The 19,156-nt window shown below is 44.2% G+C and carries 12 protein-coding genes; 9 read left to right on the top strand and 3 right to left on the bottom strand.

Annotated features, from left to right (window positions below; genetic code table 11):
- The first annotated feature begins 13 nt into the window (after nt 1–13).
- The 3 genes from J3U75_RS08555 to J3U75_RS08545 all read left to right on the top strand — a co-directional run bounded on the left by J3U75_RS08555 (nt 14) and on the right by J3U75_RS08545 (nt 10,010).
- Nucleotides 14–781, top strand: coding sequence for an SDR family oxidoreductase (locus tag J3U75_RS08555; protein ID WP_267391552.1), 768 nt, complete (start codon nt 14–16; stop codon nt 779–781).
- 783 nt (nt 782–1,564) lie between these two features.
- Nucleotides 1,565–3,238, top strand: coding sequence for an ESPR-type extended signal peptide-containing protein (locus J3U75_RS08550; RefSeq protein ID WP_267391551.1), 1,674 nt, complete (start codon nt 1,565–1,567; stop codon nt 3,236–3,238).
- The gene (locus J3U75_RS08545; protein WP_323811363.1) at nt 3,129–10,010 is read left to right on the top strand and encodes a YadA-like family protein; all 6,882 of its coding nucleotides are present in this window, start codon (nt 3,129–3,131) and stop codon (nt 10,008–10,010) included. Before J3U75_RS08550 ends, J3U75_RS08545 begins: the two co-directional genes overlap by 110 nt.
- A gap of 1,149 nt (nt 10,011–11,159) precedes the next feature.
- Here the strand turns inward: J3U75_RS08545 and J3U75_RS08540 are convergent.
- On the bottom strand, nt 11,160–11,381 hold the full coding sequence (locus J3U75_RS08540) for a hypothetical protein (protein WP_143558393.1): 222 nt from the start codon (nt 11,379–11,381) through the stop codon (nt 11,160–11,162).
- A 71-nt stretch (nt 11,382–11,452) separates the two neighbouring features.
- On the opposite strand from J3U75_RS08540, the gene J3U75_RS08535 reads away from it, so the two are divergent.
- The gene (locus tag J3U75_RS08535; protein WP_100140754.1) at nt 11,453–11,809 is read left to right on the top strand and encodes a hypothetical protein; all 357 of its coding nucleotides are present in this window, start codon (nt 11,453–11,455) and stop codon (nt 11,807–11,809) included.
- Here J3U75_RS08535 and J3U75_RS08530 read toward each other — a convergent pair whose 3' ends face one another.
- Complete coding sequence (locus J3U75_RS08530) at nt 11,810–11,935, bottom strand: hypothetical protein (RefSeq protein WP_267391549.1); 126 nt, start codon at nt 11,933–11,935, stop codon at nt 11,810–11,812. It abuts the gene before it with no gap.
- Between the two features lie 429 nt (nt 11,936–12,364).
- On the opposite strand from J3U75_RS08530, the gene J3U75_RS08525 reads away from it, so the two are divergent.
- The 5 genes from J3U75_RS08525 (at nt 12,365) to efeB (ending at nt 16,374) form a co-directional block, all read left to right on the top strand.
- The gene (locus tag J3U75_RS08525) at nt 12,365–12,910 is read left to right on the top strand and encodes an iron transporter (protein WP_267391548.1); all 546 of its coding nucleotides are present in this window, start codon (nt 12,365–12,367) and stop codon (nt 12,908–12,910) included.
- A 98-nt stretch (nt 12,911–13,008) separates the two neighbouring features.
- Complete coding sequence (locus J3U75_RS08520) at nt 13,009–13,344, top strand: cupredoxin domain-containing protein (RefSeq protein WP_100140757.1); 336 nt, start codon at nt 13,009–13,011, stop codon at nt 13,342–13,344.
- Between the two features lie 14 nt (nt 13,345–13,358).
- The gene (locus tag J3U75_RS08515) at nt 13,359–14,189 is read left to right on the top strand and encodes an FTR1 family iron permease (RefSeq protein ID WP_267391546.1); all 831 of its coding nucleotides are present in this window, start codon (nt 13,359–13,361) and stop codon (nt 14,187–14,189) included.
- Nucleotides 14,186–15,076, top strand: coding sequence for an EfeM/EfeO family lipoprotein (locus J3U75_RS08510; protein WP_267391545.1), 891 nt, complete (start codon nt 14,186–14,188; stop codon nt 15,074–15,076). Before J3U75_RS08515 ends, J3U75_RS08510 begins: the two co-directional genes overlap by 4 nt.
- Before the next feature lie 8 nt (nt 15,077–15,084).
- Nucleotides 15,085–16,374, top strand: a complete 1,290-nt coding sequence (efeB, locus tag J3U75_RS08505; RefSeq protein ID WP_267391544.1) for an iron uptake transporter deferrochelatase/peroxidase subunit — start codon at nt 15,085–15,087, stop codon at nt 16,372–16,374.
- 123 nt (nt 16,375–16,497) lie between these two features.
- Here efeB and pepN read toward each other — a convergent pair whose 3' ends face one another.
- Nucleotides 16,498–19,143: an aminopeptidase N gene (pepN, locus tag J3U75_RS08500; protein WP_267391543.1), complete on the bottom strand. Its 2,646-nt coding sequence runs from the start codon at nt 19,141–19,143 to the stop codon at nt 16,498–16,500.
- Nucleotides 19,144–19,156 lie beyond the last annotated feature (13 nt).

The following is a 19,156-nucleotide window of genomic DNA, read 5'->3' as shown; positions in this document are numbered from 1 at the left end:
CAAGGAGAACCACATGCAACCAACCATTATCGTCACCGGTGCCGCACAGGGCATCGGTGCAGCTGTAGCCCTCCGGCTTCTTCAGCAAAACTACAAAGTAATCGGTATCGACAAACAGCCCGTGCCAGCAAGCTGGCCGATACAGCAAATGATTGAACCGCCCTATGAACCCGGCTGGATTGGTATAAGTCAAGATATCAGCGCCTGTGAAGAAACCCTGATCCTACTCAACACCCTCATCGTCCAACACCACATCACCGGACTCGTCAACTGTGCCGGCATGCTCATTCTCACATCACTGCTCAACGCCACACAGGCACAATGGCAAACCAGCTTGAATGTCAACCTGCTTGGCCCCGTATCCATCAGCCAGCATATGGCACGCCATTTCTATCAGCAGCAGCAAGGCAGCATCGTCACCATCAGCTCCAACAGCGCACGCATGCCTCGTACCCAGCTCGGTCTGTATGCCACCACCAAAGCCGCGCTCAGCCATTTTTGTCGCAATCTGGCACTCGAAGTCGCCCCTTACGTCCGCGTTAACATCGTCTCCCCTGGTTCCACCCTCACCGCCATGCAGCAGCAACTCTGGCCAGATAACCAGCCACCGGCCAGCATTATTGATGGAGATTTAAGCCAATATCGCCTCGGTATTCCGCTCAGAAAGCTAGCTCAGCCCGCAGACATAGCCAATACCGTATCTTTCCTGCTTTCCGACGAAGCAGCTCAGATAACCATGCAGGAAATTGTGGTAGATGGCGGAGCCACACTAGGTGTTTAGCTGCAAAATACAGCGCCAGCAGAAAGCAAAACTGCTGGCATAACATCTACTAATATCTATCCTGTAGTGTTCAACAACAAAACAATTAAATACCATCATATTTTGCCAAAAGCAGATCGACGCAGATAACCTACTACACAGAATACTTTATAGAACACCGTTCCTAACAAAAACAAGCTAACAACTAAAATAAAACCAATTCACAAAACAGTAATAAATTATACTTTTGACATAAAACAACTCATACATTAAATCATTTATAAAAAATCTAAAATATTTAAGAATACAACACCAAAACACGCAAAAAACATAACTTATGTTTAGAATATTTATTTTTAGAAGTGATATTTTTTTACAAACATTCATATAGATAGTCTGCAAAATCAAAAATTAATCAAATTCAGCATAACCACCTGTGCTTCAGCTATTCTAATTTCTCTTTTTAAATATCCACATTTGTTAATTAATTAATTTAAATATTAAAATTAGGTCTGAATTAATACCATTATATTAAATAGTTACAACATTAGGTTAAATCAACCATTCTTCCGAAAATATAAATAATTAAAAATTAAGAACTTATAAGCATCTTTTTTTCAAGCGTAATCTGCCATCAAAGCTGCCATTAATTATTAATTAATGATTAATGGATAGCAATACAGGCAATTTGTTTTCAGATTTACAGTTTTATTTGTAGGTATCAACAGAACACCGCAGAAAAAGAAATTTAAATAAGAGGTTTAGTTTGTTTGTTAGTTAATTAATCAAAATCAGGAGTCACCTATGAACAAGGTATATCGTAATGTCTGGAATGAACACACACAAACATGGGTAGCAGCATCAGAATTAGCAAATAGCCATACAAAATCGAATATCGTCTCTGATCTTCCCTTGTGTAAAAGATTACTGAATAAATGTGGACTGAAAAAAATTGTCAGCTTTACGCTTACCGCACTTATGCTGCAATTGCATCTCATTACACCAGCTACAGCAGCAAACGTAGCCATTACAGGTGGGTTAAATCCAAGTAGTAGCGCCGCAACTGAATTATATTCAAATGGAAGCCATGGTAGCGTTGTTCTTGCAGGCGATGATGACTGGTGTGGTGCAGACAAAGTGAATGGCCGTAGAAATATAGGTCAAACTGGCATCTCAGCGCAAGAAGAGTACCTGCGTTTTGTACAAAATTCATCCTTTACCGGCAAAACCGTGTTAGGAGGTACTGTAACCACTAATCCTTACGGCACGAGTAACGGTCAACAAAACTGGAATGGTGACGGCGTAACAAACGGAACAACAAGCGGTTCAAGCGGTTTTATGGGTACACCTACCGGAGGAGACTCTAATGTTATGCCAGTAGCTTACGGCGTCTATTCTTTTGCAACTGGCTGCGGATCTTATGCCACAGGTAACTACTCTACTGCTTTCGGGAATAATGCCACTGCTACAGCCGGTGGCGCACAGGCATATGGAGTCGCTGCTCTGGCGTCTGGAATAACCTCAATAGCAATGGGCGTTGGTTCACAGGCTACCGGCACTTCAGCAGTCGCACTGGGGTCACTAGCAACTTCCGATGGTATCGGCAGTGTAGCAGTTGGTTTGAGCAGTGTGGCACAGAAAGACAGCGCAACTGCTGTAGGTGCCAATGCCAATGCCACTCTAGAAAAATCTGTGGCATTGGGTAGTGATTCTCTGGCCAATACTGATGCCGGTGTTGTCGGCTTTGACCCCTCTGGAAAAAATACTAATACCACTAATCAGTCTGCAACATGGAAAAGTACTGCAGCTGCGGTTGCCATCGGTAATTCAACTTCTCAGATTACCCGCCAGATTAACGGTCTGGCAGCTGGTACAGCCGATACAGATGCGGTTAACGTTGCCCAATTAAAAAATCTTGCAAACTATACTTCTGACGGGTTCACCAGTCTGTCTACTGCAATCAATGCAGCATCCGATTTAACCCCTTTGAATAATAGCGTCAGCACGCTTAGCACAAATGTATCCGGTCTGCAGAAAGATGCACTCCAATGGAATGGTTCTGCCTATGATGCCAGCCATGGTACGAATGCTGCTCAGCAAATTACTAATGTTGCTGCCGGGTCTGTCACATCATCTTCCACAGATGCAGTTAACGGCGGGCAACTTTATACTTTGTCTTCCTCTGCATCTACCAGCCTAAGCTCAGCTTACAATAGTATTTCTACTTTAAACACCGGAATGACAAGTGCTAATACCAGCATTAGCACCCTGAACACCAATATTAGTGGTTTACAAAAAGATGCTTTACAGTGGAATGGCTCTGCCTATGATGCCAGCCATGGTACGGATGCTGCTCAGAAAATTACTAATGTTGCTGCCGGGTCTGTCACATCATCTTCCACAGATGCAATTAACGGCGGACAACTCNTATACTTTGTCTTCCTCTGCATCTACCAGCCTAAGCTCAGCTTACAATAGTATTTCTACTTTAAACACCGGAATGACTAGTGTTAATACCAGCATTAGCACCCTGAATACGAATGTTAGTGGTTTACAAAAAGATGCTTTACAGTGGAATGGTTCTGCCTATGATGCCAGTCATGGTACAAACATCGCTCAGAAAATTACCAATGTCGCTGCAGCCGAACTAGTAGCCAATTCTACTGAAGCAGTCAACGCTGGTCAGCTTTACAGTATTTCATCATCTACTTCCACAACGCTGAATTCGCTGTCTACGACCTTGGGTAAAGTCGGTGACCTGACTAATATCAATACCAATATCAGCTCCATAACCAACAATATTTCCGGTCTGAAGCAAGATGCCCTACAGTGGAACGGCAATGCTTATGATGCCAGTCATGGCACTACTTCAGCTCAGAAAATTACTAATGTTGCTGCTGGTTCTGTAGCCTTTAATTCTACAGATGCGATCAATGGAACACAATTTTATACTCTATCTACATCAACCTCGACGGGCATAAGTACCCTTTCCTCAGTATTAGAGCGAGCCGGAGATTTAAGCAATGTTAATTCCAACATTGGCATTTTAAGCAACAGTGTCATATCTTTAGGCACTAATTTAAGTTCCGCTAACACAAGCATTAGTACACTAAACAATAAAATTACAAACCTACAAAAAGATGCTTTGCAATGGAATGGCTCTTCTTATGATGCGAGTCACGGTTCGGGCACCGCTCAAAAAATTACGAATATTGCTGCTTCCGACCTGGCAGCCAATTCTACTGATGCAGTTAATGCCGGACAGCTTTACAGTATTTCTACTTTAACTTCTACCACACTGAATTCTTTCTCTACTACCTTAAGCAAAGCAGGTGACCTTAGTAACGTCAATAACAACATCAACACATTAAATACCAATGTTTCTGCTTTACAAAAAGATGCCCTGCAATGGAATGGTAGTGCGTATGATGCCAGCCATGGTTCCGGTGCACCGCAAAAAATCACCAATGTTGCAGCTGGTTCATTATTAGCCGGTTCTACAGACGCAGTAACCGGCAGTCAGCTGTCTACAACCAACTCCATCCTTACTTCCTTATCATCATCTGCAAATAATGTATCTACAACTGTTAATAATTTGCAGACAGATGCCTTGCAGTGGAAGCGCTATCAGGATGGAACGGTTGGATATGACGCCAGCCACGGCGTCCAAGGTGCTAGATACAAAATCACCAATTTAGCAAACGGAGCTCTGAATGTAGATTCTTCAGATGCAGTTACCGGAAACCAGTTATATACCACTAACTTGAGTCTATCTACAGTTAGCGACTCCTTAAATATAGTTACTGCTTCTGCAAACAAATTACAAAATAATGCCCTACAGTGGAACGACTTGATGTCTGCATATGATGCAAGTCATAATTCAGGAGCCCCACAAAGGATTACTAATGTAGCTCCCGGACAGCTAGCAGCTAATTCCTATGAAGCAGTTAATGCTGGCCAGCTTTACACCACTAACTCTATTTTGTCTTCGGTTTCTACATCCAATTTTAACAATTACAATAACATAATTAACATTTCAAGCAGTCTAAGCACATTGCAGACTTCTGCTCTTAAGTGGAATGGGGCGGCCTATGATGCAAGCCATGACTCTGGTACACCACAGAAGATTACCAATGTGAGTAATGGTACTTTGGGCGCAAATTCTACCGATGCTGTCAATGCTTCGCAGTTATATACAACCAATGCAACCTTGGAAAAGGCAAATAATTCCATTGCCACATTTGGTGCCAGTCTGAATACATTGCAGTCTTCTGCACTAAAATGGAATGGTATTGCCTATGACGCCAGTCACGATAGCGGTTCACCACAACGAATCACTAACATTGCAACTGGCATTTTGGCTCCCAATTCTACCGACGCAGTCAATGCTGGCCAGATATTTCAATTGTCTAGCTCGGCTTCAACAGGTATCAGCTCTTTGTCTACTACAGTCAGCACTGTCCGGAATACCACGAGCAAAATCGATGGTCTGGCAGATAATATCGATGCCTTAAACAAAGGCCTAAGCACTACTAATAATAATCTCAGTACACTCAAAAACAATTCTATTCAATGGAATACTGATTACGGTGCTTACGATCTGCTGCGAGATGGTAAACCACAGAGACTGATAAACGTTGATAATGGAGATGTGTCACCTACTTCAACGCAAGCTATTAATGGTAGTCAGCTTTATGAAACCAATACAAAAATAACTACTATCACAAACTCGATGGCTGATTTAACCAACAGCTTGAACAACAATGCTATACGAATCAATAGTATCGCAGATTCTACTTCCAGAATTTCCGGCAGTTTATCCACTGCAACGGACAAAATTAATAGCCTGCAGCAAAATGCTTTACTAATTAACGGTGACAATTATGATGCTAAATATACAAAAATCACCAATCTGGCTATTGGAAAAATTGATAGAGATTCCAGCGATGCAGTAACCGGTGGACAACTCTACAATACCAACCTCAGCGTAAGCTCAATCATCAGCTCCGTCGGCAATTTGACCGGAAAACTAAATGGTGCGATTAATCGTATCGACACACTTAGTGGTACAACTACTATGTTGTCAAACAATCTAAGTACTGTTAATACCAGCATCAGCACCCTGCAGGAAAATGCATTACAGTGGAAAGATGGCAATTTCACGGCCAGCCGTGGTATGGATGGTCCGCAGAAAATCACTAATCTTGCCCTAGGTGATATCAATCAGAATTCTACCGATGCTGTGAATGGTAGTCAGTTGTATAGCACCAATAGCTCCCTAAGTACGGTGTCCACTTCGGTAAATAATCTTACCGGAGCACTAAATAACACCAACTTACAGATTAATGCTCTTTCCAATTCCACCAGCCAGATTCAGACTAATCTATCCAGTGTCATAAACAATATCACTGACATACAGAAAAATGCGCTGCAATGGAATAATGATGCTTATGATGCCAGTCACGGTACTGGCAATGCACAAAAAATCACCATGGTAGCAGCAGGTAAAGAGACTAGAGAATCAACCGATGCCGTAAATGGCGGACAATTGTTTTCTCTTTCCAGCACCGTTTCTGGTAATCTAAGTACAGTAATCTCTCGCATTGATAATTTATCTCAGTCCACCACAGCAATTGTCGGTAATCTGTCTACTGCCAACAACAGCATTACTATTTTGCAAAAAGATGCTCTGCAATGGAACGGTGCTGCTTATGATGCCAGCCATGGTTCATCGGTTGCACAGAAAATTACCAAAGTCGCTAGCGGTGATGTAAGTCTGGGTTCTACTGATGCAGTCAATGGCGGACAGCTATATTCTCTTTCCACTACGGTTAGCAACAGCATCAATAACATAACAGGCGGTAATATTGGAAATATCAACAATACAATCGATCAGCTAAGTACATCTTTAATTGCCACTCAAGGACGCATTGACACAATATCTCAGTCCACTTCAACTATTGCCAGGAGTCTTTCTTCTGCCGCCAATAGTATCGGCAACTTACAAAAAGATGCCTTACAGTGGAATGGTTCCGCCTTCGATGCTAGCCATGGTTCTGGTAATCCACAGAAGATTACAAACGTAGCTGCTGGTGATGTAACCGATACATCCTCTGATGCCGTTAATGGTGCCCAGCTGCATTCTCTTTCCAGTTCTACTTCTAGCGGTCTGGGGCAAGTGAATAATGCAGTGAATACTCTTACCACCAGCCTGAATACAGCAAGTAACCGTATAGACACAGTATCTCAGTCTACAACAACCATTGCCGGCAATCTGTCTTCTGCCGTAAACAGCATCAGTACCCTGCAAAAAAATGCGTTACTGTGGAATGGTACCGCCTTTGATGCTGGCCATAACTCCGGTACTGCTCAAAGAATCATTAATGTAGCTGCCGGCGACATCAACCAAGATTCTACCGATGCAGTAAACGGTGGACAGCTTTACTCTTTGTCTACGTCTACCAATACCGATATAGATAATCTTGCTTATAGTTTTAGTAACAGCCTTTCTACCGGCCTTGGCTATGCTAAAACCCGCATAGATATGATATCGCAGTCCACTTCAACCATTGCCGGAAATTTATCTACTGCCGTGAGCAACATCAGTACCCTGCAGAAAGATGCTATGCAGTGGAATGGCAACGCTTATGATGCCAGCCACGGCACAGACTCTCCACAAAAGATTACCAAAGTGGCAACGGGTGACGTTAATGGTAATTCTACTGATGCCATAAACGGCAGCCAGCTGTATTCACTGTCATCATCATTCAATGATAGTCTGACCAGCATGGCAGCTGGAAACAGTAATGATCTAAACACCACTAACAACAACCTCTCCAAACTAAGTTCAAGTGTTAGTAGTGCTGCCAATAACATTAGCATATTACAAAGAGATGCTTTACAGTGGAATGGTGCTGCTTATGATGCCAGCCACGGCACTGGCAATGCACAAAGGATTGTTAACGTAGCAGCTGGTGATATAAGCGAAAATTCCACCAATGCTGTAAATGCCGGACAGTTATATTCTCTTTCCACAGCTACCATCAGTGGAATGGATAATCTGTCTAATACCTTGTCTAATACCTTCTCCACCGGCCTGAGTACAACCAATTTACGCATTGATAATGTATTCAAATCCACCTCGACACTGGCCGATAGTCTGTCTACCGCAGCAAACAACATCAATTCATTGCAGAAAGATGCCTTGCAATGGAAAGGTAATGCTTACGATGCCAGCCATGGTTCAGACAGTGCCCAAAGGATTACCAATGTAGCAGCCGGAGGAGTCGGCAAAGATTCTACTGATGCTGTCAACGGTAGCCAGCTATTCTCGCTTTCATCTTCTTTCAGTGAAAGCCTGTCCAGCATTGCATCTGGAAACAGCACTGACCTTACCAATATCAGCAATAGCATCTCAAGTCTGGCTACAGGATTGAGCACCACATCCAACAGCCTCAGTACTTTGCAAAAAGACGCCTTAATGTGGAATGGTTCAGGTTACGATGCCAGCCATGGCTCCGGTACTGCACAGAAAATTCTCCAAGTGGCTTCAGGTGATGTTACGCAAAACTCAACAGATGCCGTCAACGGCGGACAGCTATTCAGCCTGTCAACTTCTATTCTGAGTTCAGTATCTTCCTCTGTGGAAAATATTGCCAGTCAGAACAAATTGAATCTGGATGAAGTCAACAAAAAAATGCAGACCGTTCAGGGCTTAATTTCCACCACTCAGGAAAATATGGCCACAGCATCCAAACAAATTGCATCTGTAAGTTCAGATCTCTCTAATACCAAATCTGAACTGGAGTATGTAAAAAAACACGCCGTAATGTACGATGACGAGATCAATAGCCTCTATTCATTGACACGAGCCGGAAATGAAAAAACCATCAGCAACGTTGCAGATGGCACCATATCTGCTGACTCAAATCAGGCAGTAAATGGACGGCAGTTATACTCCCTGTCTACAAGCACATCAACTAGCCTCTCCAGCCTTCAGGATCAGCTAACTATTGCTACAGGCAACGTACCGGCAGGATTATCCACTTCACTGGAAACATTGCAGAAAAACGCATTACAGTGGAATGGTACCGTATACGATGCAGGTCGTGGCTCGTCTAGCGGTCAGAAAATTACCAATGTAGCAGTTGGTGATGAAAATAAGGACTCCAAAGACGCCGTTAATGGCAGCCAGTTGTGGAAGATGCGAAATGACTTTAAGGACGATATTCAGTCCCTGTCGACAGCATTTGACCAGAAGCTAACCAATCAGGGCGGCAGCGGCAATAATGCAGCCATCGCGGAAGCCACCAATAAAGCCAACAAAGCGATTGCAGACACCGAAAAATTGTCTACTTCAACAGCAGATGCACTGACTGCCGTGGCTGCCAGCTTGGGAGGCAATGCCAGCTACAGTCCGGTTACACGTGCCGGTAACGGCGGCTTCAATGCGCCAAGCTACAGCACCACAGCCGCAGATGGCAGCACAATAACTGCCAATAATGTCGGTGATGCCTTAACCAATCTGTACAACGGAGGCAGCAAATACGCCAAAGTTAACTCCACCCTGAGCGTCGCTTCAGCCAGTGGCACCAACTCAGTTGCCATCGGTGGCGCAGCCTCAGCTAGTGGTAATGACGCCATAGCCATTGGGTCACAAGCATCAGCTGGCACAGCTGGCGGCGTGGCCATCGGCAACCATGCCAGTGTCACACAGGCGGGCGGTATCGCACTGGGAGCCAACTCAGTAGCCAGCACAGCCGGCGGCATTAGCGGTTATATACCCGTAACGGCTACCGGACAGCAGGCAAGAGCCATTATGGCCACCACCAGCACCGAAGCAGCTGTGTCCGTAGGAGATGCATCTAAAGGCGTTTACCGCCAGATTACTGGCGTGGCTGCCGGTACAGCAGACACCGATGCAGTCAACGTTGCCCAGCTTAAAGGTGTCAATTCCCAGATGGAAAACATCAACCGTAATCTGAGCTACGTCAACGATCGTGTTCAGCATGTTGAACGTCGCGCTTACTCTGGTACCGCACTGGCCATGGCCTTGTCTGGCGCCTATCTGCCACAGCTTAATGCAGGTGAACAGACCGTAGGCGTAGGTATGGGTTCATACCATGGCTATACCGCTGTCGGCATCAACTACAAAGCCACCAATAACACCGGTAAATTCTCATGGGGTGCAGGCGTATCCACCACCGGCCATGAAACTGGTTTCAACGCTGGTGTTGGCTATAAATGGTAACAGCTGAATTATCAGCATAAGCCTCGGGCATACATTAGTATGCCCGATTTTTTATAAAAAAATTCTGATCAACATATAACATACACTTCAATGTTATTCACTCAACATTTTGATAAAACCCAATTATCTACAAGTAAAAAAGCCTTCAGTCATTTCCATCCCATCATACCTGGAGCCCAAAAAATAATACCATCATCATATTGATAGCAACACAAAACTTAAGTTACTAAATTGGTTTTAATCATGACAAAAAGATAGATATTTACTATACCAAAACTCATAAATTATGATGATAACCTCAGCACCATCCATATAAACTTTAAAGTAGCCGACAAGCTTACATTTCAAACAGACATAATAAAGAATGATCAAACAAAAAAAAGCCTGAAAAAGCACAGACTTTACTCAGCAACCAATTCAGACATTACTATCATTTCAATATCAATCATGGGTAACTTAATCAGATAATTAAACTAACCAACCTGCTACTCTAGATGATTACCCTTATTTCATATAAATAATCAATAATATTTAAATATCGTGTCCCCGTACAAATCACAACCCTAATCTACAACTTTTATTTAGATTTACGAATACCCTTTTGCAACCAATAAACAACACTTTAAATAAAATATTGTCATAAATTGCACAACTAATTCCATACAGTCTGTCTGCACAGCAACATTCCTTAAATAAAACAATACTCATCAGTAATGTCGCATTTCCGTCGAATTTATAGCCCGCAACTATCAAAGCTTGTTCAGGCACCTTCAGAAAAAAATTAAGGGGTATACTCATCATATAACAGTAAATCAGTCAGTTTACTCTTTGTACATACCGTTTAAAGAACGGTATTCAGCCCAACATGCCGGCAAATCAAAAAACCTTAAAGGGGATAATTATGGTTACCAAGGAGACAAAAGAAAAACGGTAAAAACTCCTCTTTTACCCCGATTGAAAACACACAGCAAACAACCGGAACATCTGGTACACGGCAATATTTGACAGTACCAAGCTTTAACGGCAAGATAAAGACGTTGCGTTCAATAGCGCAACCAGCTTTGACAGGCTGATCAAAGAGGCAGACATCCTGCTACTCACCCACGGAGTAGCTTTTTTGTCTGTAAATATCCATTGCCTCCTCCTCATTCATGGTGGACAGTGGCAGGGAGGCTTCGCGCCTGCCGGTTCTCTTTGTCGGTCTGTCAACCCTGCCATTTGTCTGCCGCCATCTGTGTTTGACAGCACATTTGCGGCTTCTGGACCAAAGAGAAAGGCAATAATATGAACATCTACAAAGCGAATCTCCCCCATCACAATCTGCCACATCACCTGTTTGCGCAAGCACACCACACAATCAGATATCGTCAAGACACACAGATATATTACATGACAAATACAAATAATGTATTTGACATAAACCATGCACAGGGAGACAGACAATGAAACTTCTTGCACCAGACAAGAACACACTGTCCACTGCACTGCACGACAACATACAATTGCAGCATCCCTATGCCCTTTACTATCTACAACAAACCACACCAATCGGCAGTCCATGGCTCAATGAACCAGATGAAGCAGCCGAATATACCGCCTATATCCTGTCGCCCTATATCGTCAGAGCCGATTCAGACTGGCAGGACAGCGGATTGCTGGTTTTCAGACCCTGTAAAAGTATCCTCAGTGCCGAAACCATGGTGTTTTCATTTTGCAAACAGCGCAATTGGAATCCTTTGCTGTGGAACGGCATCGAACCCATCGCGCAACAAATCTGGCAAGTATTACAAAAATCCTAGTCACATCCTGCCTATGGTGACCACACCATAGGCAGCCACATCAGACTGCACAGATTTCAGCCAGAACATATCTCCGAAAGTTAAACCACAAATATGATCTATAGACGCTACCGGCAAATCCTTCACCGGCACCCTATCCGGCCGAAGCGATAATTTAACATTACTTAACTTATATATCAATAGCTTGTGTACACTGCAACAATAATTATTTATACCATTTCACCACAAAATCACAATTTCACACCAACGCCGGTTAAACAGAGACTGCTGAAAGCTCCGACAGATAAATGATTCAGCACAAATCATTCATTTATCAATCAAATCATCATATAGAGAGTTATTCAGCAATATACATAAACCAGCCCAGTCTAATAAAAAACCATCAAAAATCAGACATTTCAGCATAGCAATAAATAACACTAAACCAGCGCAAAAAAACACAATTTAATGGTTTTCTAACATTCGTAAAAAGAGTATATTGATAATACTTATCAATTTAATCTAGTCATGCTGTTTCATACCGATTCAGCATGACTATAAATAGGAAAACCAGACATGCTGTTACAAAAAATTGCGATTGCCAGCGCAGCCCTAGTGTCCATGGCTGCCTTTGCTCAAGAATATCCGATGGGTAAACCCATTATCAAAAATGGAATGGAAATTTCCGGTGTCTACCTACCCCCCATCACCATGGATACTGATGGAATGGATCACAGCAATATGCATCTGCCGGCCAGCAAATCCGATGTCCACATGGAAGCCGACATTCATGCCACAGAAGGCAACCCCAATGGCTTTGCTGAAGGAGACTGGATTCCCAACCTAAATGTAGAGTATGCCGTCACCAAGCTAAACAAAGGCAAATTCGAACATTCAGGTAAATTTATGTCTATGGTGGCCAATGACGGTCCACATTATGGCGACAACATCAAACTGGATGGTCATGGTAAATACCGTGTTACCTACCGCATCTCCCCACCTACTGCCAATCAAATGGCACGTCATATTGATAAAGAAACCGGCGTAGCACCATGGTTCAAACCATTTGAAATTAGCTGGGATTTTGATTACACCGGTGTAGGCCGCAAAGGCAGCTATTAATAAATTAAGTCGTACGGACGGGGTTATTCTGGTCCTAACCGGCAGAATAATCCCTTCCTGCTTTTCATCAGCACACCATAGCCACAAGCGCAAACATCATGAAAAAAATTTTTCTTATTGTGCTCAGTTCAGTCTGCCTCATGCTTTCCTGTTTAGCCAGCGCTGAAGACAAAGTCACACTGGAATTAAAAATGAAAGATGGCGACATGATGCCTCTCACCCTCAATGCACCGGCCAATAAAATAATCCGCATCAAGGTCACCAACATTGGCAAAGGACCGGTGGAATTTGAAAGCACCCAGCTAGTTAAAGAAAAAGTACTGGCACCCGGCGCCTCTTCAGTAGTAGTCATATCGCCTAAAAAACCCGGCACCTATATCTTTTTCGACGACTTTCATCTGAATAAGCCCAAGGGGCAGCTAATCGTAAAATAACAACAGGATATATAATGGGACAAGTCATCTTTGTTGTCTGGCGCGAATGTTTCGAAGCACTGCTCGTAGTCGGCATTATTTATTCATGGATTAACCGCAACCCCGACAGAAGTAACGGCATGCGCTATCTGTTTGGGGGCATAGGGCTTGGTGTACTGATATCAGTCATACTCGCTTTAATTATCAATGGCGTCTTCAAAGAGCTCAGCGATGACCATCAGACCCTGTTTATGATGGCCATGTCCGCAGTAGCCAGCATACTAATTGTACAAATGGTGTACTGGATGAACCGCCATGCCAAAAGCATGAAATCCACACTCGAACAAGAAATGGCACAGCAGGTAGCACGCAACTCATGGTGGGGAGCACTCTTCATCATTGCCATCGCTATTGCCCGTGAAGGCAGTGAAATAGTCGTTTTTCTATCCGGTCAGATTATGCAGCTCAATAGTCACAATTACACCGGCTTCTTCATGGCCGTACTAATCGGCATCATTGTATCCGCATTTACCTTTTATGTATTTATCCTCACCAGCCGCTTCATCCAATGGAAAAAATTCTTTACCATCACCGGTGTTGTGCTGTTATTTCTCTCCGTTTCACTATTATTGAAAGCTGTTGAAGACGGGACCAATATGTTACTCGAACACGACGTATCCATCCCTGATTTTCTCATCAATCCGGCTTGGGATACCTCTCATGTCATTGACGATAGCGGCCTTTTCGGTAGCTTTGCATCATCACTGTTTGCCTATCGTTCGCAGCCTATGTGGATCAGCGTGATCACCTTTGGTTTATTCTGGCTAATAATGGCTCTTTTGTTCTTAAGGAAAAAAACCAAATGACACGGCGTCTGTTTCACACTCTTTGTCTGTGTGCCTTGTTACTGCCGTCTCTTTCTCAGGCACATGGATTATTAGCCCCCATTATCGACGATAGCAATGCTGTCGCAGCCAAAGGCGACATTCCCACCCCGCAAAAATATCATGCGGCCATTCAGGCTTATCAGCAACAGGTCGTTACACAGCTGAAAACTACCCAGCAATACCTTGACGCCATCGTCGCAGCCTGCCGTAACAAACAATTGGCACAGGCTCAGATGGATTATGTCCGCGCACACCAAAGTTACGAACAGATCCGAATTATTGTTAGATTATTTGGCAATGCCGATGAAAACATCAACTCGCGAGCTGATTATTATCTGCAAGGCATTAACGACCCTGCTTTTAGCGGTTTTCATCGTCTGGAATATGATTTATTTGTGCTTAAAGACGTGCAACAGGCACAGGCTGAAGCTGCCAATCTGCAATACGAAATCATCGACCTACAAAAACGCGTAGCTGCCGATGAACTGGATATCGCCAAAATTGTCCAGTCCTCAGCCGATTTTCTAGAAATGATTTTGCAAACCAAGCTGGCCGGTAAAGAAAATCAATACAGTCACAGCGATCTGGCCGATATTCAGGCCAATGTAACTGGCTCAGCGCAAATTGTTCAATATCTGACTCCCTTTATTTCGACACAACAACGCATGTCACTTGATAGTGGATACCAGCAGATTTTTGCCGTCCTACAGCACTATCAATTACCCAATAATCAGTTTCAGAGCTTCAGTCAGCTGAGCCAAACAGACCACGACCGCCTCTATTCTCTGCTCAGCCTCCAGAGCAGCAGGCTGGCACAATTACGTGCGCAGCTGGGCGTAAAGGTTTACTACAAATATCCTCATTGATATCAGTTATGAACAAAAATACCTTAACTCACCAATCTGAAACAGCTACCACAGCAAAAGACAATCCGGCTAGTCCTGCCCGTCGCCATGGCATGAAAATGTTGCTGGCCGGCAGCTTAGGAATGACAGGATTAGGTATCAGCAACACAGCTAGCGCTGCTGGAACTTGTAGCCACGATTACAATCAAGCCGTAGACTATTGGGGCAGACATCAGGCCGGTGTGATTACACCAGATACCAAAGAGGCTATTTTTGTCGCTTTTAACGTTACCGCACGAGACAAAACTCAGCTACAACAATTACTCCAGCTTATTTCTCAGCGCATTGCCTTTCTTACTCGTCCTCAGAGCTTAAGAGCAGACAAAACAGACCAGCTTCCTCCGCCCGAGTCCGGTCTGCTTGGACAGAATATCGCACCCGATTCCCTCACTATCACTGTTGCCGTTGGCGCCAGCCTATTCGATCAACGCTTCGGTCTGGCTCAGCAGAAACCAAAAAAACTGATTCCCATGCCACGATTCCCCAACGACCGGCTGGAGAAATCTTGGTGTGGCGGTGATTTATCAATCCAGTTCTGCGCCAACAGCCGTGAAAGTGTCATCTATGCTCTGCGCGACATCATCCATCACTGTAATCGATATATGGTACCGCTTTGGAAAATGGACGGATTTTTACCGGCAAGGGATATTGACCATCACAGCACCGCCATCAATCTGTTTGGCTTTAAAGACGGCACCGGCAATGCAGCCATTACCGACAGCAAACTGATGGACGAGCTGGTATGGGTCACTGCTAATAATCACGAACCAGCATGGTGTCTGGGTGGTAGTTATCAGGCCATCCGCCTGATTCGCTTCAATCTGGAATTTTGGGATAGAACACCGCTAGAAGATCAGGAAAACGATTTTGGCCGTTACAAATCCAGCGGTGCCCCTATCGGCATGAAGCATGAGATGGATGATCCGCAAATGAAACGAGACCCGCATGGCGACCGTATCTTATTTGATTCACATATGCGTCGTGCCGAACCACGTATTCCCGAGCGGCACGTAGCCAAACTGCGCCGACGCAGCTTCAGCTATTCACTTGGCGTTTTACCCAGCGGTCAACTAGACATGGGACTGATTTTCGTAGCCTATCAGAACGACCTGAAAAAAGGATTTATCGATACCCAAAACCGCCTGAATGGAGAACCCCTCGAACGGTATATCAAACCTTTTGGTGGAGGCTTTTACTTTGTCCTGCCTGGCATGGCCAGAGACAACGACTATCTGGGCAAACAGCTACTGGAAAGCTGATGCCTTACACTCAAATCCAGCGTCATTTATGGTTCAGTTGTTTATACACCAATAATAAAGAGCACTACTGTTCAGCAGTAGTGCTCTGAAAAAATATACAGCAGCAAAATAAATTTACATATTTCAGCTATGCAAAATTTTATCTACAATCTCACGGCTGTCTTTAGATAAACCCTCATGTTTCTGAATGCGCTGCAATTGTTCAGCCATCAACGTTTTGCGCCGGGGCTCTAGCCGGTCATACAGATTAAATGCCTGCACCAGCCGTGAAGCCACTTGCGGATTAAATTCATCAATACGCAGAATATAATCCGCCAAGAAACGGTAGCCGCTACCGTCAGCAGCATGGAAATGAGGGATATTACGACTGAAACTGCCTAATAATGAGCGCACTTTATTCGGATTTTCCAAACTGAAAGCCGGATGCTGCAAAGCCTTTTCAACCTGCTGCAATGTGTCTGGACGCTGACTACTACCGATAAGGATAAAATATTTATCCATTACCAGATCGTCTTGCGCATGCCGCTGGCCAAACTGATTCAGCAAGTCATTGCGTTTATCATCAGACAAATGATTTATGGCTGCAAGCATTCCGTATTCATGGGTCATATTAGTAGCACGCTGGCTGAATTCGTTTACTATGTTGTGTAGCAAATCTGCAGTGGCCAACACACCCCAATGCAGTAATGTATTACGCAAACTACGAACACCAGCCAGATCAGGATGATACTCCTGCGGTGCCTGATGCCGGCTGGTACGCTCCTGTTCATCCGCCCATTCACGCCAGTGTGTCAGCGTATCCTGCACACTACTGGCCAGACTCTGCAACAAAGCCTGACGCGCACATACATATTGCTCAGGATTAATTGAAGACACATCTTCCCATAGTTCTGCTTCTGTCGGTACCTGTAGCAAGACCGCTTTATACGCTGGGTCAATATCGGCATTCAAAGCTGAAGTTAGCGCTTGTGCCAGTTCGGCATGTTGCGGAAGCGGCTGGCCAGAAGCCAGTGCATCCAGATTGGAAGCAAATGCACGACGATACAAAGTTTGTGCCGCTTCCCAGCGCGCAAAAGAATCGCTGTCATGTGCCAGCAGCAACATCAAATCGGCATCGCTGTAAGGATAGTCTAGTCGTACCGGTGCACTGAATCCGCGCAGCAATGAAGGTACGACTTCCTTCGCTACATCATGAAATACAAACGTTTGTTCTGTTTGATTGAATACCAGAACCGTTTCTTCAGTTTTATCTGCGGTACCGGCCATTTTAAAAGCGACAGATGCACCATTTTTGTCTAGCAAGCCAATTTTTACCGGAATCACCATCGGCTGTTTATCGGCCATATCCGGAGTAGGCGGAATGAATTGCTGCAGATGCAGGCTGAAAGTTTGATTGTGTGCATCATAGTCGCCATGCGCTTTAATCTGCGGTGTGCCAGCTTGACTGTACCATAATGCAAACTGGTCTAAATTCACACCATTGGCATCCGCCATCGCTGCACGAAAATCATCACAAGTCACGGCCTGACCGTCATGCCGCTGAAAATAAAGCTGCATACCTTTCTGAAAACCTTCTTCGCCCAGCAAAGTATGATACATGCGTACGACTTCAGCGCCTTTTTCATATACTGTGAGCGTATAAAAATTGTTCATTTCCTCATACGAAGCCGGCCGTACCGGATGCGCCATTGGGCCGGCATCCTCAGCAAACTGCATACTGCGCAATACCCTAACATTGTGAATACGACGCACCGCTCTGCTAGCGCGGTCAGCAGAGAATTCCTGATCGCGGAAAACAGTCAGCCCTTCTTTTAGAGAGAGCTGGAACCAGTCGCGACAGGTGACACGATTACCGGTCCAGTTATGAAAGTATTCATGACCGATTACCCCTTCAATGGCTTCAAAATCAGCATCGGTTGCCGTATCACTGCTAGCCAGCACATATTTAGTATTAAATATATTCAGGCCTTTGTTTTCCATGGCACCCATATTGAAATCGCTCACAGCCACGACCATAAATATATTTAAATCATATTCCAGATTAAAGCGGTCCTCGTCCCATTGCATGGCGTGTTTCAAAGATTCCAGCGCAAAACCTGCTTTTTCCCGATCTTCTGGACGGGTATAAAATTTCAGTGCCACTTCTTTCCCACTGCGAGTGGTAAAATTACCTTCCAACACCGCCAATTGTCCGGCAACCAGAGCAAAGAGATAGCTGGGTTTAGCAAACGGGTCACGCCAGCAAACCCAGTGCCGGTCGTTATCCAATTCACCACTGTCAATCAGATTACCGTTAGACAACATTACCGGATAGCGCCGCTTATCACCGATAATGGTAGTGGTAAACTGACTCATCACATCCGGCCGGTCAAAATAATAAGTAATCTTACGGAAACCCTCCGGTTCATTCTGGGTATACAGATTATCGCCAGATTCATACAACCCCATCAGCGTTTTATTCTGCGCTGGATACAATTTAGTGGTAATTTCAAGCTCAAACTGAGTATCCGGTACCGTATGTATTGTCAGTTTTTCATCGGCTATCGCATATTCATGCGGAGAAAGACATTTTCCATTCAGCACAATTTGCAATAATTCAGCACTGCCATCCAGCACACATGGTCTACCTACCTCATGCGGAACAATCATCATGCGATTGCACACAAGGGTATAAGCTTCCTCTATCGTAAAGGTCAAATCAATTTCTGCCACTGCAAAATCGGGAGCCTGATAATCTTTCAGGTAATGAACCACTTTATTTTCACTCATTGTCTACACTCTT

The sequence above is a fragment of the Snodgrassella sp. B3088 genome, assembly GCF_026535815.1.
Classification (GTDB): Bacteria; Pseudomonadota; Gammaproteobacteria; order Burkholderiales; family Neisseriaceae; genus Snodgrassella; species Snodgrassella alvi_E.
The sequence above is the reverse complement of the archived record's forward strand: the minus strand, read 5'-3'. Positions and strand labels throughout refer to the sequence as shown.

What these genes read in the sequence shown, in the direction of transcription:
- J3U75_RS08555 (WP_267391552.1), top strand. Translation starts at nt 14, where the DNA reads ATGCAACCAACCATTATCGTCACCGGTGCCGCACAGGGCATCGGTGCA.
- J3U75_RS08535 (WP_100140754.1), top strand. Translation starts at nt 11,453, where the DNA reads ATGAAACTTCTTGCACCAGACAAGAACACACTGTCCACTGCACTGCAC.
- J3U75_RS08525 (WP_267391548.1), top strand. Translation starts at nt 12,365, where the DNA reads ATGCTGTTACAAAAAATTGCGATTGCCAGCGCAGCCCTAGTGTCCATG.
- J3U75_RS08520 (WP_100140757.1), top strand. Translation starts at nt 13,009, where the DNA reads ATGAAAAAAATTTTTCTTATTGTGCTCAGTTCAGTCTGCCTCATGCTT.
- J3U75_RS08515 (WP_267391546.1), top strand. Translation starts at nt 13,359, where the DNA reads ATGGGACAAGTCATCTTTGTTGTCTGGCGCGAATGTTTCGAAGCACTG.
- J3U75_RS08510 (WP_267391545.1), top strand. Translation starts at nt 14,186, where the DNA reads ATGACACGGCGTCTGTTTCACACTCTTTGTCTGTGTGCCTTGTTACTG.
- efeB (WP_267391544.1), top strand. Translation starts at nt 15,085, where the DNA reads ATGAACAAAAATACCTTAACTCACCAATCTGAAACAGCTACCACAGCA.
- pepN (WP_267391543.1), bottom strand. Translation starts at nt 19,143, where the DNA reads ATGAGTGAAAATAAAGTGGTTCATTACCTGAAAGATTATCAGGCTCCC.